General features: G+C 62.8%; 15 protein-coding genes. 7 read left to right on the plus strand and 8 right to left on the minus strand.

Annotation, left to right across the window (positions count from 1 at the left end; genetic code table 11):
- Window positions 1–3: 3 nt before the first annotated feature.
- Window positions 4–1,017, minus strand: a complete 1,014-nt coding sequence (hemH, locus tag HU738_RS24590) for a ferrochelatase (RefSeq protein ID WP_186604665.1) — start codon at window positions 1,015–1,017, stop codon at window positions 4–6.
- Window positions 1,018–1,030: 13 nt separating this feature from the next.
- Window positions 1,031–1,936: a TIGR01777 family oxidoreductase gene (locus HU738_RS24595; protein WP_186604667.1), complete on the minus strand. Its 906-nt coding sequence runs from the start codon at window positions 1,934–1,936 to the stop codon at window positions 1,031–1,033.
- Window positions 1,937–2,123: 187 nt separating this feature from the next.
- Here HU738_RS24595 and HU738_RS24600 point away from each other — a divergent pair, with 187 nt between their 5' ends.
- From HU738_RS24600 to HU738_RS24620, 5 genes are all read left to right on the plus strand, one after another.
- A complete protein-coding gene (locus HU738_RS24600; protein ID WP_186604670.1) occupies window positions 2,124–3,110 on the plus strand; it encodes an NAD(P)/FAD-dependent oxidoreductase in 987 nt (328 codons plus the stop codon).
- 107 nt (window positions 3,111–3,217) lie between these two features.
- The gene (locus tag HU738_RS24605; RefSeq protein WP_176506867.1) at window positions 3,218–4,186 is read left to right on the plus strand and encodes a YbgA family protein; all 969 of its coding nucleotides are present in this window, start codon (window positions 3,218–3,220) and stop codon (window positions 4,184–4,186) included.
- Window positions 4,176–5,075, plus strand: coding sequence for a MerR family transcriptional regulator (locus HU738_RS24610; protein WP_186604672.1), 900 nt, complete (start codon window positions 4,176–4,178; stop codon window positions 5,073–5,075). Before HU738_RS24605 ends, HU738_RS24610 begins: the two co-directional genes overlap by 11 nt.
- On the plus strand, window positions 5,066–6,508 hold the full coding sequence (gene phrB, locus HU738_RS24615) for a deoxyribodipyrimidine photo-lyase (RefSeq protein ID WP_186604674.1): 1,443 nt from the start codon (window positions 5,066–5,068) through the stop codon (window positions 6,506–6,508). Before HU738_RS24610 ends, phrB begins: the two co-directional genes overlap by 10 nt.
- Complete coding sequence (locus HU738_RS24620; RefSeq protein WP_186604676.1) at window positions 6,505–7,203, plus strand: SDR family oxidoreductase; 699 nt, start codon at window positions 6,505–6,507, stop codon at window positions 7,201–7,203. The genes phrB and HU738_RS24620 overlap by 4 nt, the downstream gene beginning before the upstream one ends.
- Window positions 7,204–7,266: 63 nt before the next feature.
- On the opposite strand, the gene HU738_RS24625 is transcribed toward HU738_RS24620, so the two are convergent.
- The 6 genes from HU738_RS24625 to hemA all read right to left on the minus strand — a co-directional run bounded on the left by HU738_RS24625 (window position 7,267) and on the right by hemA (window position 12,614).
- Window positions 7,267–7,785 carry an acyloxyacyl hydrolase gene (locus tag HU738_RS24625; protein WP_186604678.1) on the minus strand — a complete coding sequence of 173 codons (519 nt, stop codon included), beginning with the start codon at window positions 7,783–7,785 and terminating at the stop codon, window positions 7,267–7,269.
- Between the two features lie 103 nt (window positions 7,786–7,888).
- Window positions 7,889–8,686, minus strand: a complete 798-nt coding sequence (gene murI, locus HU738_RS24630; protein WP_186604680.1) for a glutamate racemase — start codon at window positions 8,684–8,686, stop codon at window positions 7,889–7,891.
- Window positions 8,679–9,434 (minus strand): molybdopterin-synthase adenylyltransferase MoeB, encoded by a 756-nt coding sequence (locus tag HU738_RS24635; protein ID WP_054887464.1) that lies wholly within the window; start codon window positions 9,432–9,434, stop codon window positions 8,679–8,681. The genes murI and HU738_RS24635 overlap by 8 nt, the downstream gene beginning before the upstream one ends.
- The gene (gene prmC, locus HU738_RS24640) at window positions 9,428–10,258 is read right to left on the minus strand and encodes a peptide chain release factor N(5)-glutamine methyltransferase (RefSeq protein ID WP_186604682.1); all 831 of its coding nucleotides are present in this window, start codon (window positions 10,256–10,258) and stop codon (window positions 9,428–9,430) included. Before prmC ends, HU738_RS24635 begins: the two co-directional genes overlap by 7 nt.
- On the minus strand, window positions 10,258–11,340 hold the full coding sequence (gene prfA, locus HU738_RS24645; RefSeq protein ID WP_054887462.1) for a peptide chain release factor 1: 1,083 nt from the start codon (window positions 11,338–11,340) through the stop codon (window positions 10,258–10,260). The genes prmC and prfA overlap by 1 nt, the downstream gene beginning before the upstream one ends.
- Complete coding sequence (gene hemA / locus HU738_RS24650) at window positions 11,337–12,614, minus strand: glutamyl-tRNA reductase (RefSeq protein ID WP_176506873.1); 1,278 nt, start codon at window positions 12,612–12,614, stop codon at window positions 11,337–11,339. The genes prfA and hemA overlap by 4 nt, the downstream gene beginning before the upstream one ends.
- A 458-nt stretch (window positions 12,615–13,072) precedes the next feature.
- Between hemA and HU738_RS24655 the strand changes: the two genes are divergently transcribed.
- A complete protein-coding gene (locus HU738_RS24655; protein WP_186604684.1) occupies window positions 13,073–13,561 on the plus strand; it encodes an Hcp family type VI secretion system effector in 489 nt (162 codons plus the stop codon).
- 10 nt (window positions 13,562–13,571) lie between these two features.
- Window positions 13,572–14,547: hypothetical protein (locus HU738_RS24660; protein ID WP_217871508.1), on the plus strand; the 976-nt coding region annotated here is incomplete at its 3' end.

The following is a 14,547-nucleotide window of genomic DNA, read 5'->3' on the forward strand; positions in this document are numbered from 1 at the left end:
GATTCAGGCCTTTTCGCACATCCCCGCCAACACCCTCACCCACTCCGGGTGATCATTCAGGCACGGCACCAGCACCAGCTCCTTGCCGCCCGCTTCGACAAACTGCTCGCTGCCACGCATGCCAATCTCTTCCAGCGTCTCGATGCAATCGGCAACGAACGCCGGGCACATCACCAGCAGCTTCTTCACCCCGGCTTTGGCCAGCTCGTCCAGGCGCGTCTCGGTGTAGGGCTCGATCCACTTGTCACGCCCCAACCGCGACTGGAACGACACCGACCACTTGCCATCCGGAATGCCCATCTTCGCCGCGAAGGCCTTGGCCGTAGCCAGGCACTGCCCGCGGTAACACACGGCACGCACTTCGGCGCTGGCATCGCGGCAGCAGTCGGCTGAACGCAGATCGTGCTTGCCGGTCGGGTACAGCTTCTTCAGGTGCCGCTCCGGCAAGCCATGGAAACTCAGCAACAGATGGTCGTAGTCCTGCTCGAGGTAAGGCCGGGCGCTGGCGACCAACGCGTTGATGTACTCAGGATGGTCATAGAACGGCTTCAGCACGCGCAACTGCAACGGCAACTGGCGCTCGGCCAACGTCTGCCTTGCCTGTTCCACCACGGTGGTGACCGTGCTGTCGGCGAACTGCGGATAAAGCGGCGCCAAGGTCACTTGGCGCACACCTTGTGCAGCCAGACGCGCCAGCACCTCGGGCAACGCCGGCTCACCGTAGCGCATGGCGATTTCCACCGGCCCGTGTGGCCAGTGTTCGACCATCGCCGCCTGCAAGCGACGGGTCAGGACCACCAGTGGCGAGCCTTCATCCCACCAGATCGAGGCGTAGGCGTGCGCCGACTGCTCCGGGCGCTTGATCAGGATCAGCGACACCAGCAGGCGTCGCACCGGCCAGGGCAAGTCGATCACGTAGGGGTCCATGAGGAACTGGTTGAGGTAGCGGCGCACATCGGCCACCGAGGTGGAGGCCGGCGAACCCAGGTTAACCAGCAGTAGAGCGTGATCGGTCATGCAGCGTCCTTTGTCAGAGGCGGCTGGACAAGTTGCCCAGGGCCGATTGCAGATCGTTGAAGCGGAACGTGAAGCCTGCCGCCAGCAAGCGCACCGGGCGCGCTCGCTGGCCGCCGAGCAGCAAGGTCGACAGCTCGCCGAGACCGGCCTTGAGCAGCAAGCCGGGCATCGGCATGAATGCAGGCCGATGCAGCGCACGCCCCAGCGCCTTGGCGAAATCGCGGTTGCGGACCGGCTCTGGCGCGCAGGCATTATAGGGACCGCTGGTATCCTTGTGCTGCAAGAGAAAATCTATCAGGGCGATCTGGTCGTCGATATGCACCCACGGCATCCACTGCCGGCCATTCCCCAATGGCCCGCCCAGCCCCAGCTTGAACGGCAAGCGCAGGCGCGACAGGAATCCACCGTCGCTGGCCAGTACCAGCCCGGTGCGCACCAGCACCACGCGAATGCCAAGCTGCTGTGCGCGCTGGGCGGTTTCTTCCCAGGCGATGCACAGCTGGCTGGCGAAGTCCTCGCGAACCGGCGGTGAGGCCTCGGTCAGTTCGCGTTCGCCGCCATCGCCGTACCAGCCTACGGCGGAACCGGAAATCAGCACCTCCGGGCGCTGTTCACGGTTGCCCAGCCAGGCCAGCAGCTGCTCGGTGAGGGTGATGCGACTGGCCCACAGCAGGTTGCGCCGCGCGGCCGACCAGGGCCGATCGGCGATCGGCGCTCCGGCCAGATTGACCACTGCATCCACCTGCTCATCAGGGCCCAGATCCTCCAGCCGGCCAATGCCGCGCACCCCGCTGCCACACAATCGCGAGACGTGTTCAGGGCGCCGACTCCACACGGTCAGGCGATGCCCCTTGCCCAGCCAGTACTGGCAAAGGTGCTGGCCGATCAACCCGGTACCACCTGTCAGCAATATATGCATGGCTGTGTCCTCGCAGCGTGCGGCCATGGTCTATTTTTAAGAACAAGGCACTTTTCCAGACCTATCGCTCTCGGATAACCATAGGCCAAGTTGCCTATGAAGCGGAATAACCTTATACAAAGATTGTGCATTGTACAGGTTTACCTGACAGCGTAGTCTGCCTACAGCAAGGTTCGAAGAGGCCATCATGACAGTACCTATTGCCATCATCGGTGCCGGTATCGCCGGCCTGTCCGCCGCCCAGGCCCTGCAGAAGGCCGGGCAGTCCGTTCACTTGTTCGATAAAGGCCATGGCAGCGGCGGGCGCATGGCCAGCAAGCGCAGCGAAGCCGGCGCACTGGACCTGGGTGCGCAATATTTCACCGCCCGTGACCGGCGCTTCGTCGAGCAGGTGCAGCAGTGGGTCGCTGCCGGCTGGGCCGCGCAGTGGAAGCCGCAGCTGTACAACTACCGGGACGGTGAACTGACCCCGTCTCCCGACGAACAGACCCGTTGGGTGGGCGTGCCGCGCATGAGCGCCATCACCCGCGGCCTGCTCAAGGACGTCACGGTGAACTTCGGCTGCCGTATCGCCGAAGTGTTCCGCGGCAAGCAATTCTGGCACCTGCAGGACACCGAAGGGTGCAGCCATGGCCCGTTCAGCCGCGTGGTGATCGCCGTACCCGCGCCCCAGGCCACTCAATTGCTGGCCGCCACGCCGAAGCTCGCGGCCGTGGCAGCCGGGGTGCAGATGGAACCGACCTGGGCCGTCGCCCTGGCCTTCCAGGCTCCACTGGAGACGCCGATGCAAGGCTGCTTCGTGCAAGGCAGCGCGCTCGACTGGCTGGCCCGCAACCGCAGCAAACCCGGCCGCGAAGAACACCTCGATACCTGGGTGCTGCATGCCACATCCGACTGGAGCAGGCAGCACATCGACCTGGCCAAGGAAGAAGTGATCGAGCACCTGTGGGGTGAATTCGCCGAGCTGATCGGCTGCGTGGTCCCGGCCCCGAGCTTCGCCCTGGCCCACCGCTGGCTGTATGCGCGGCCAACCAGCAATCACGAATGGGGAGCGCTGGCCGATGCCGACCAAGGCCTCTATGCCTGTGGCGACTGGTGCCTGTCAGGCCGTGTCGAAGGCGCCTGGCTCAGTGGCCAGGAAGCTGCGCGGCGGCTGTTGGAGCACCTGGATTAACCTCGCGCGGCAGCGCTATACAAAAATACTAGTTTGCATAACTTTCTGGCTGTGCTGGAATTAACTTGTACGTGATAGATTCCTTGTACAAGTTTTCGGAGACAGCCATGCCAGATCCTGCACCCGCACATAAGCCCCGTATCGCCATCAGCGCCTGCCTGACCGGCCATAGCGTGCGCTACAACGGCGGGCACAAGGCTTCCGACCTGTGCCGTGAACAACTGCAAGCGCACTTCGATTGGTTGCCGGTATGCCCTGAGGTCGCCATCGGCCTGGGCGTGCCACGCGACCCGATCCGACTGGTCGGCGACCCCTCGCGACCCGCCGTGGTCGGCACGCGCAACCCGGAGACCGACCTGACCGCCCCCCTGCGCAACTACGGCGAACAGATGGCCGATGAGCTCGATGACATCTGTGGCTACATCTTCATGCAGAAGTCCCCCTCCTGCGGCCTGGAGCGGGTCAAGGTCTATCAGGAAAACGGTTATCCTGCGCCGCAAGGCGGCATGGGGGCCTATGCCGCTGCCTTCTGCGCCCGTCGCCCGGACTTGCCGGTCGAGGAGGAAGGACGCCTGCACGATCCGGTGCTGCGCGAAAATTTCATCAGCCGCGTCTACGCCTACGCCGACTGGCAGCAATTGCTGGCGCAAGGGTTGAGCCGTGGCGCCCTGGTGCGTTTCCATTCACGCTACAAGTACCTGCTGATGGCCAACAATCCCCAGGCTTATCGCCAGCTCGGCCGCCTGCTGGGCAGCATGAGTCGGGAGGATGACCCCGAGCAGATCGGGCCTCGCTACTTCAGCCAGCTGATGCAAGCGCTGCGGCGTTGCGCCAGCCGGGGTACCCACGGCAATGTCCTGCAGCACCTGAGCGGCTACTTCAAGGACTCGCTGACACAGCAGGACAAAGCTGAGCTGCAGCACCTGATCGGCCAGTACCAGCAAGGTGAAGTACCGCTGGTGGTGCCACTGACGCTGCTCAAGCATCACCTGCGCAAACATCCCGATCCTTACCTGCAACAACAGACATACCTGCAGCCCCACCCCGACAGCCTGGGGCTGCGCAATGCTGTCTGAAACGCTTGTGCCGATTGGCGAGCTGGCCCGGCGCACCGGCGTCAACCCGGTCACCTTGCGCGCCTGGGAGCGTCGCTATGGCTTGCTCAAGCCGCAACGCACCGCCAAAGGCCATCGTTTGTATGGGCAAGACCAGCTGGAACGGGTCCAGGCGATACTCGGCTGGCTTGAACGCGGTGCTTCGGTCGGTCAGGTTCGTGAGCTGCTCGATCAACCGGTGGAGCGTGCGCCGATGGGCGACTGGCAGCCGCGCCAGCTGCAGTTGATCGAAGCCATTGCCCACCTTTCCCAACGCAGTCTCGACCAGCAACTGAACCAGGTGATGGCCTTGTACCCCGCCGTGACGCTGTGCGAACAGTTGCTGCTGCCGCTGCTGGCGTCCCTCGCGGTGCGCTGGCGCAGCCACTTCAACGCGCGCCTCGAACAGGTGTTTTTCCATACCTGGCTACGCAGCAAGCTAGGGGCTCGGGTGTATCACGATAATCAATCGTTGCAGGGGCCGGCCGTGCTGCTCTGCGAAGACAGCGAGCGCCCGTTCGACCCAAGCCTGTGGCTGTGCGCCTGGCTGCTAAGCAGCAACGGCATCCCCGTAGAGGTGTTTGAACAACCGGTGGGCGGCGCGCAGCTGCAACGGGCCGTGACCACCCTGCAACCTCGGGCCGTGCTGATGCACCTTGGCCCACGCATCGATGCCAGCACCTTGCAGCGGACCTTGCAGGGCATCGGCGTGACCAAGCTGCTGGGCGGCGCCACCCTCGCCCTGCACCACGCCGAGCTGAACGCTTTCGATCTGCCCGACCTTTTCCTGTTCGATACCCCGCAGGCGGCATTGCGTGTGCTGCAAGGCAATGTGCGCCTGCCTGTAGAGACGAGTGCCCCATGCAACTGATCTGGCTGCGCAGCGACCTGCGCATCGACGACAACTCCGCCCTCAGCGTCGCCTGCGAACGCGGCCCGACCGTGGCCTTGTGGCTGGCCAGCCCCGGCCAATGGCAGGCCCACGACGACGCTGCCTGCAAGGTCGACTTCTGGCTGCGCAACCTGCGCCAGCTGCGCCAGGCACTGGAGCAACTGAACATTCCACTGCTGGTGCGCAAGATCGACACGTGGGACCAGGCGCCGGCAACCCTGCTCGACGTGTGCCGGCGGCACAACATCGAAGCGGTGCACTGGAACGACGAATACGGCATCAACGAGGAGCGGCGTGATGCAGCCACGCGCAAGCTGCTGCAGGATGCCGGCGTGCGCGCTCACAGCTACCTGGACCAGCTGTTCTTCCGCCCGGGCACCATCGTGACTCGCAACGGTGACTACTTCCAGGTCTTCTCCCAGTTCAAGAAGGTCTGCCTGGAACACCTGCACCGCAGCCTGCCGACACTGGCCCCGCGGGTGAAGCGCCAGCAGCCACTGGATATCGCCAGCGACCCGATCCCAGAGCATATCGATGGCTTCGACAAGCCCGCCGTTGCGCTGAGTGATTACTGGCCCGCCGGTGAGGACCAGGCGCAGGCGCGGCTTGCCCGCTTTATCGATGAAACGGTCGAAGACTATGCGCACCTGCGCGACCTCCCGGCCAAACCTGGCACCAGCCAACTGTCTGCCTACCTGGCTGCTGGCGTGATCTCGCCCCGCCAATGCCTGCACGCAGCGCTGGCCAGCAACCGCGGCGAGCTCGACAGTGGCAGCAGCGGCGTGCAGACGTGGATCAACGAGTTACTCTGGCGCGAGTTCTACAAGCACATCCTGACGGGTTACCCACAGGTCTCCAGGCATCGTGCCTTCCGCCCCCAGACCGAAGCCCTGCCCTGGCGCGATGCGCCAGACGATTTCAAGGCCTGGCAGGAGGGGCGTACCGGCTTCCCGATCATTGACGCGGCCATGCGCCAACTGCTGCACACCGGCTGGATGCACAACCGCCTGCGCATGATCGTCGCGATGTTCCTGAGCAAGAACCTGCTGATCGACTGGCGCCTGGGCGAACGGCACTTCATGCGCCATCTGATAGACGGTGATCTGGCCGCCAACAATGGCGGCTGGCAATGGAGCGCCTCCACCGGCACCGACGCAGTGCCCTATTTCCGCATCTTCAACCCGGTTTCCCAGTCGCAGCGGTTCGACCCCGAAGGCCGCTTCATTCGCTACTGGCTACCGGAATTGCGCGGGCTGGACGAAAAATCCATCCACCAGCCCGTGAAGTCAGCGGATCTTTTTGCTAATAATTCGTATCACAGTCCGATTGTCGATCTCGGCAGCAGTCGCCAGCGTGCACTGGAAGCCTTCAAGGGCCTACCACGCCGGCAGGATCAGAGGGCAGCATCTTGAATAACTCGCGTAGTTTCTGGGTTACGGGGGCCAGCAACGGACTGGGTCTGGCCTTGGTGGAGCGGTTGCTCGAGCAAGGGCACCGGGTTGCCGCAAGTGGCAAAGGCAGCGAGGAACTGGACGCACTGGCCGTGCGCCATGGTGGCCGGCTGTTGCGCCTGCCTTGGCAACTGCATGAAGACGGCACGGCCGCCAGGGCGGCAGAACAGATATGCCATGCCTGGTGTTCGCTGGACGTATTGATCATCAACGGTGGGGCCAGTGATTACCTGGCCGATGACGTGGCGGACAGCGATGTGTTCGAGGCCATCGTCAATGACAACCAGCTGGCTGGCGAGCATTGCCTGGCCAGTGCACAGCCGTTGCTGGCAAAGGGGCATCAGCCGCAGGTCATGGCGATTTTCAATCGTTATTCGGCCTTGCAGCTCTACTCACCGACCCAGGTTTCGGCGGGCTGGAACAATCTGCCACAGTGGTCGCGTGAGCAGCGCCAGGCGTTGAAAGGGCTGGGGGTTGACCTGACCGTGGTGGCACCGCAGTCGCTGAAAACGCCGGTGACCTCCGTGCAGGCGGTTCCGGATGCCTGGACGCCGCACAGTGCGGCAGATGAACTGATCGCTCGTTTGGCGTTGCGCGAACCGGAGTTGGTGCTGGAAGTCCTGGATATCAGCAGCCTGTGGCCGTTATCCCGCTAAGTTGCGTTTTTCAGGCCCGGCCTCATCGCGGCCAAGCACGCGAAGAGGCCGGTACAGCAATCATCAGAGCGCCATGCGGTAATGCAGGCTGTAGCTCTCGACACCATCGTTAGGGGTCTGGATCCCCGCATTGGAATAGTGGATCGCCCTTATCCCGACCTCATGCCCACCGGCAAAACGCAGGCCGAAGCCAATTCGGTCTTCGAACTGGAACGCCGAACCTAACTTGTTGCTCTCGAGTTCGGTATGGGCAAATGCCGCCACACCAATCCCCGCTTCAATATACGGTTTCACCGAATTCCCGGCGAACTCGTAAACGAACACGGGGGCAAACGAAAGGCTATGGTTGCTCGAGGTCTCGTCGCCCTCCCAGTAGGTGTAGGCGCCGTCCCAATAGCCCGTCAGCCGACCGACGCTGGTCTGCCACCAGCTCGCATCCCAGTTGGACTGCAGGCCCAGTCGGTAAACCATGGTGGAATCACCGGTCTGTCCCACCGAAAACGATACATCGGCTGCTTGCGCTGCCACCACATGCCCCAGAGTAAACGCGGCAGCGGCCGCCAAACCGATCAGCTTCCTCATGAAAAACATCCTTTCCTGATGCTGTTATTAGTGTTCGCCTTGTGTCAGGCAAATCGGTAGAAATCGGCAAGGCAACGATAGTTCAGCTGTTTTCACATTTTTTTTACAACTGAAAGCGTTGCACAACGTTCGACTTATGCCACAGCACCGGCAGGATGTTACTCAGGGCCTGCGGTTCGCCACTGGTCCAGAATGCCGCATCACGCGCCGGCCCGGCCGCCAGCAGATCGCGTGCGGCCAGCAGGCGTTGCAGTTGGCGCGCCACGGCGGCACCGGTATCGATGATGGCCACATCGGCGGGCACCATCTGCGCCAGCAGCGAACGCAGGAACGGGTAATGGGTGCAGCCGAGGATCAAGGTATCGCAGCCAGCGGCCAGCAGCGGCTGCACATACCCCAGCAGCAACTGGCGCAGCTGCGGGCTGCCGAGGTCACCGGTTTCGATCAGCTCGACCAACCCCGGGCAGGGTTGGGTGACCACTTGCACGTCGTTGGCGAAACGGTCGAGCAAGGCGGCAAACTTGGCACTCTGCAAGGTGCCGGTGGTGGCCAGCACGCCGACCACGCCGGAGCGGGTGGCGGCCGCAGCAGGCTTGACCGCCGGCTCCATGCCGACCAACGGCCAGTCGGGGTACAGCTCGCGCAGGTCGCCGACCGCAGCCACGGTCGCGGTATTGCAGGCCAGGACCATTGCCTTGGCACCTTGCGCCTGGAAGAACTCGGCGATGCGCCGGCAGCGCTGGCGGATGTAGTCCGCAGACTTTTCGCCATAAGGCACATGACCGCAATCGCCCACGTAGAGCAGCGACTCGTTGGGCAACAGGCGCTGGATTTCGGCGAGCACCGACAAACCGCCGACCCCCGAGTCCATCACGCCGACCGGCGCCGAGCGATCAGCCATCGCGTTTGCCACACACGGCACAAGCCGGGTCACGCTTGACCCGCAATTCACGCAGGCGCGTGCCGAGGGCATCGATCAACAGCAGGCGGCCTATCAACGGTTCACCGAAGCCGGCCAGCAGTTTCATCGCTTCCAGCGCCTGCAGGCTACCTACCAGTCCCACCAGCGGGCCGATCACGCCGGCTTCGCTGCAGGTCAGCTCATCTTCGCTGCCGTGGCCGTACAGGCAGTGGTAGCAAGGGCTGTAGTCACGACGCGGGTCGAACACCGACAACTGGCCTTCCAGTCGGATCGCCGCGCCACTCACCAGGGGTTTACCCGCTGCGAAGCAGGCCGCATTGACCGCCTCGCGGGTGCCGAAGTTGTCGGAGCAGTCCAGCACCAGGTCGACCGCAGCCACCGCAGCGGCCAGGGAGTCTTGGTCCAGTGCCTGGCGGTGGGCGACCAGCGCGATCTCGGGGTTGATCGCCTGCAGCCGCTGCAGCGCCGAATCCACTTTACTCATGCCGACGCTGTCGCTGTCATGGATGACCTGGCGTTGCAGGTTGGTCAGGTCGACGGTGTCGAAGTCGGCCAGGTGCAGCTCACCCACGCCCGCAGCCGCCAGGTACAACGCCACTGGCGAGCCGAGGCCACCGAGACCGACGATCAATGCCTTGCTGCGCTTGAGCCGCAGTTGGCCGTCGATGTCGACCTGGGCCAGCAGGATCTGCCGGCTGTAACGCAACAGTTCCTGATCGCTCAACATGCCAGACGCCCCAGTGAAATACGCTCATGGCCGCCCAGGTCCTTGCGGCTGGCCACCTCGGTGAAGCCTTGTGCGGTCAACAGGGCACGCACGTCCGCCGCCTGGTCGTAACCGTGCTCGAGCAGCAGCCAGCCACCCGGCACCAGGTGCTCAGGCGCCTGGGCGACGATCACCCGCAGGTCATCAAGGCCATCGCTACCGGCCACCAGCGCACTGCTGGGCTCGAAACGCACGTCGCCCTCGCCCAGGTGCGGGTCTTCGGCACGGATGTAGGGCGGGTTGCTCAGAATCAGGTCGAAACGCTGCCCGGCGAGGCTGCCAAACCAGTGGCTGACCAGCACACGGACGTTACCCAGGCCCAGCCGTTGGCGATTACGCTCGGCCAAGGCCACGGCCTCTTCGACGCGGTCCACCGCCGTAACCTGCCAGGCCGGGCAATCGCTGGCCAGGGCCAGGGCGATGGCGCCAGTGCCAGTGCCCAGGTCGAGGACCTTGGCAGGCGATGCGGGCTGCAGCTCCAAGGCGGTTTCGACCAGCAGCTCGGTATCCGGGCGCGGAATCAGCGTATGCGGTGCCACTTCCAGGTCGAGCTTCCAGAAGCCTTGCTGCCCGAGGATGTAGGCCACCGGCTCACCGGCCCGGCGGCGCTGCAGGTAGCTGGCGTAGGTCTCGGCATCTTCGCTGCTGACGATGCGCTCGGGCCAGGTGTGCAGGAAGCTGCGCGACTTGCCGATGGCAGCGGCGAGCAGCAGTTCGGCGTCCAGGCGTTCGCTGGGCGAGTCCGGCAGCTGCGCGTTGCGCAGGAGGCTGGCAATGATGGTCATCAGTCCCCCAGGGCAGCCAGCTGGTCGGCCTGGTACTCGGCCAACAGCGGTTCGATGACGGCCTCCACGCCACCGGCAAGGATGTCGTCGAGGGAGTACAGGGTCAGGTTGATGCGGTGATCGGTCACCCGCCCCTGTGGGTAATTGTAGGTACGAATGCGTTCGGAGCGGTCACCGGAGCCGACCAGCAGCTTGCGCTCGCTGGCGATGGCGTTCTGCGCGGCACTGGTCTGCATGTCATTGAGCTTGGCCGACAGCCAGGACATGGCGCGGGCGCGGTTCTTGTGTTGCGAACGCTCTTCCTGGCACTCGACCACGATGCCGGTGGGCAAGTGGGTGATGCGGATCGCCGAGTCGGTCTTGTTCACATGCTGACCACCGGCACCCGAGGCACGGTAGGTATCGACCCGCAGGTCGGCCGGGTTGATCTCGATCGCCGCTTGCTCGTCGGGCTCGGGCAGCACGGCCACGGTGCAGGCCGAGGTGTGGATACGGCCCTGGGATTCGGTTTCCGGCACCCGCTGGACACGGTGCGCGCCAGACTCGAACTTGAGCTTGCCGTACACGTTGTCGCCTTCGACACGGGCAATGATCTCTTTGTAACCACCGTGCTCGCCTTCGTTCTCGGAGAGGATCTCCAGGCGCCAGCCGCGCTTCTCGGCGTAGCGCGAGTACATGCGGAACAGGTCGCCAGAGAAGATCGCCGCTTCGTCACCGCCCGTGCCGGCACGGATCTCGAGGAATACGTTGCGGCCATCGTTGGGGTCCTTGGGCAGCAGCATGCGCTGCAGGTTGGACTCCAGTTCGACCAGCTGCTCCTTGGCTTCGCGCACTTCTTCGACGGCCATCTCGCGCAGGTCGGGGTCAGCGTCCTTGAGCAGCGCCTGGGCGCCTTCAAGGTCGTCCTGCACCTTGCGCCATTCCTTGTAGGCGGCATGAACCGGCTCGACTTCGGCATATTCGCGGGAATAGGCGCGGAAGCGGGTCTGGTCGGAAATCACTTCGGCGTCACCGAGCAGCGCGGTGAGTTCCTCGAAGCGGTCCTGGAGAATCTCCAGTTTGTTCAGCAGCGACGCTTTCATTGCGGGGATTTGTCCGTCGAGCCCTCGTTGAGGGCAAAGAGTTCCTGGGCCATGGCCAGCGCATCGAGGCGGCCCTCGGCCGAGAGCTTTTTCAACTGCACGCTGGGGGCATGCAGGAGTTTGTTGGTCAGGCCCCGGGCCAGTTGCGCCAATACCTCTTCGGGGTTGCCGCCATTGGCCAGCAGGCGCTGGGCCTTTTGCAGTTCTTCGTCGCGCAGGCGCTCGCTTTGCTGGCGGTAGGCGCGCAGCACATCGACCGCGGCCAGTTCGCGCAGGCGCAGCATGAAATCTTCTGCGCCCACCGAAACCAGCTCTTCGGCGGCCTGGGCTGCACCCTGGCGGCTCTTGAGGTTTTCTGCGACCACTTCGTGCAGGTCATCGACGGTGTACAGGTAGACGTCGTCGAGTTCGCTCACTTGCGGCTCGATGTCACGCGGGACGGCGATATCGACCATGAAGATCGGTTTGTGCCGGCGCTGCTTCAGCGCGCTTTCCACCGCGCCCTTGCCGAGGATCGGCAACTGGCTGGCGGTGGAGCTGATGACGATATCGCTGTTGGCCAGCTCCTGCGGGATGTCGGCCAGCAGCACGGCATGGGCACCGAACTGCTCGGCGAGGATGCTCGCCCGCTCCAGGGTGCGGTTGGCCACGACGATGCGGCGCACACCTTGTTCATGCAGGTGACGGGCGACCAGGGTGATGGTCTCGCCGGCACCGATCAGCAGGGCCTGGCTGCGGCCCAGGTCGCTGAAGATCTGCTTGGCCAGGCTGACCGCAGCGAATGCCACGGAAACCGGGTTTTCGCCGATCGCGGTGTCGGTGCGCACCTGCTTGGCGGCGCTGAAGGTGGCCTGGAACAGGCGCCCCAGCAGCGGGCCGATGGTGCCGGCCTCACGCGCCACCGCATAGGCTGACTTCATCTGACCGAGGATCTGCGGTTCGCCGAGCACCAGCGAATCGAGCCCGGAGGCGACCCGCATCATGTGCCTTACCGCATCGTGTTCTTCGTGGACGTAGGCGCTGGCGCGCAGTTCGTCCAGGCTCAGCCGGTGATACTCGGCCAGCCATTGCAGCACGGCATCGGCCGACAGGTGGTCCTGCTCTATATAAAGCTCGCTACGGTTGCAGGTCGACAGGATCGCCGCCTCACGGCTGGCGGTCAGTCGGCAGAGCTGCTGCAGGGCGTCTACCAGCTGCTCCGGGGTAAACGCCACGCGCTCGCGTACGTCTACCGAGGCAGTCTTATGGTTGATACCAAGTGCAAGAAAGGCCATGCAAGATCGCTGGTTGTGACGAGAAGCCGATAATTGTCCTCTTTCGCAGGTTCTAGAACAACCACCGTTCGCTATTGTCGTGATAGGCCTGGCCCCGAGGAGCCCCTGCCGACGACCGAGGCAAGCACGAAACCTGTGGGAGCGGCGGTGCGGCGACCCGACATGCCCGCGAAGAGGCCGGAGCAGGCACAGCCAATTTCTCATGCCCCCCTCACCAGGCTGCTCACCCCGAGTGACTGCACGGCCTGCGGGTAATTTTTCCTACAAAAAACACCTGTCAATGAAACTTCCCGACACATCCGGACCGAAGTTATCCACAACCTTGTAGTCCATTTCCCAAATAGATGTCCCTCTATTGCCTTCCCCGATATCGCTGCCTAGCCTTGCCAATCACTGACCAGACCAAGTTCCCCGCCAATCATTCATTCCCCCTAACTGATTGCCAAGGAGAGGTAAGCATGGCATTTGACGCATATATACAAATCGACGAAATCCCAGGTGAAGCCCTGGATGAAAAATACAACAAATGGATTGAAGTCACTGGCTACGATTTTGGCGTCAGCCAAAGTACCTCAGCAACTGCAAGTTCCGCCGGTGGCGCCTCCTCGGGCCGCACCGCTGTCAGCAACTTCCGGTTCACCAAGTTTCTCGACAGTGCCAGCTGCAAATTGATGGAAGCCAGTTGTGCAGGCCTGCATCTCAAGGAAGTTAAACTCGCGCTATGTCGCGCGGGCGGCGACAAGCTCAAGTACTACGAAATCATTCTCGAAGAAGTGATCATTGCCGATTACACACAAAGCGCTGCCGATGGCGTACCGATCGAAGTAGTGCAACTCGACTACGGCCGAATCAAGACCACCTATACCCAGCAGAAACGCATCGACGGATCCGGCGGCGGCAACATCGCTGGCGGCTGGGACCGCATCGGCAACAAGAAACACGCATAAGGAAGATGCCATGACCGAAGCCCGCGCGTTCATCAACCCCAAAATGCAGAATTACCACACACTCAAGGCAGGCCTTGCGCTTAGCGGGCATTCGGCCAGCAAGTTCGATATTCTGAATGCTCACATCTACAACAATGTGGTCAGGAGCGGAGAACTGGTCATTGTCGGCGACTGGTCGACGCCTTCGTGTACCAGCCAGGAGGCGTATCTGATGGCGAAGGCTACCCAGACGCATATGGGGCTGATGCGCAGCGGGCAAGGAGCCGACGAGTTTTTTCTGGATAATTTCGAGTTATTGAAGAGCCTGCTTGCCCATGCCTCCGTGGGCGCAGGCGTGGTTAGCGAGGGTTGGAGTAGGCACCTGAAGGCCATCCAGGACACGCTGCTGGAAATTGAAAAACTGTATCAGCAGCACATGAGCTCAGGGACACTCAAGGCTCGCGAACAATTCTATGCCAGGCGTGCGGCGCTGTTCGCCAGGCTGGATGAGCAGTTGAGCAAAATGGCCGCGTTTGGTGCTAGCTTGCGAAACAAAGGATCCATCAAAAGAACCCTTGGCCTTTCCACGAAAAGCTATTTGAACGCTGGTGAGATCGCAGGGTATGCCGATAAGGTCGCAGGAGTTAGCAAGGCTGCCAACCTGATCAAGAGAGGCGTCTATATAGGCGTTGCGCTCGAGGTCGCAAGCACAAGCCTATCAATCAAAAAAGCATGCACAGAAGGGAGAGAGGAAGAATGCAAAAGAGCTACCGTTGTTGAGAGTGGTTCACTTGCCGGAAGCTTGGGAGGAGGCCTAATTGGCGCATACGGTGGAAAACTGATTGGCATGGCAGCCTGCAGCGTGGTCTTGGGAATAGCATCGGGTGGGCCTGGAGCGATCGCTTGCGGCGTAGGGGGCGGAGCCTTGGGAGGAATGATCGGCGGAGAGCTGGGAAGTGACGGAGGAGCATATCTGGGCGAAATTCTGTATGAGCGAGTAATAAAGT

Source organism: Pseudomonas vlassakiae (assembly GCF_014269035.2).
GTDB lineage: Bacteria > Pseudomonadota > Gammaproteobacteria > Pseudomonadales > Pseudomonadaceae > Aquipseudomonas > Aquipseudomonas vlassakiae.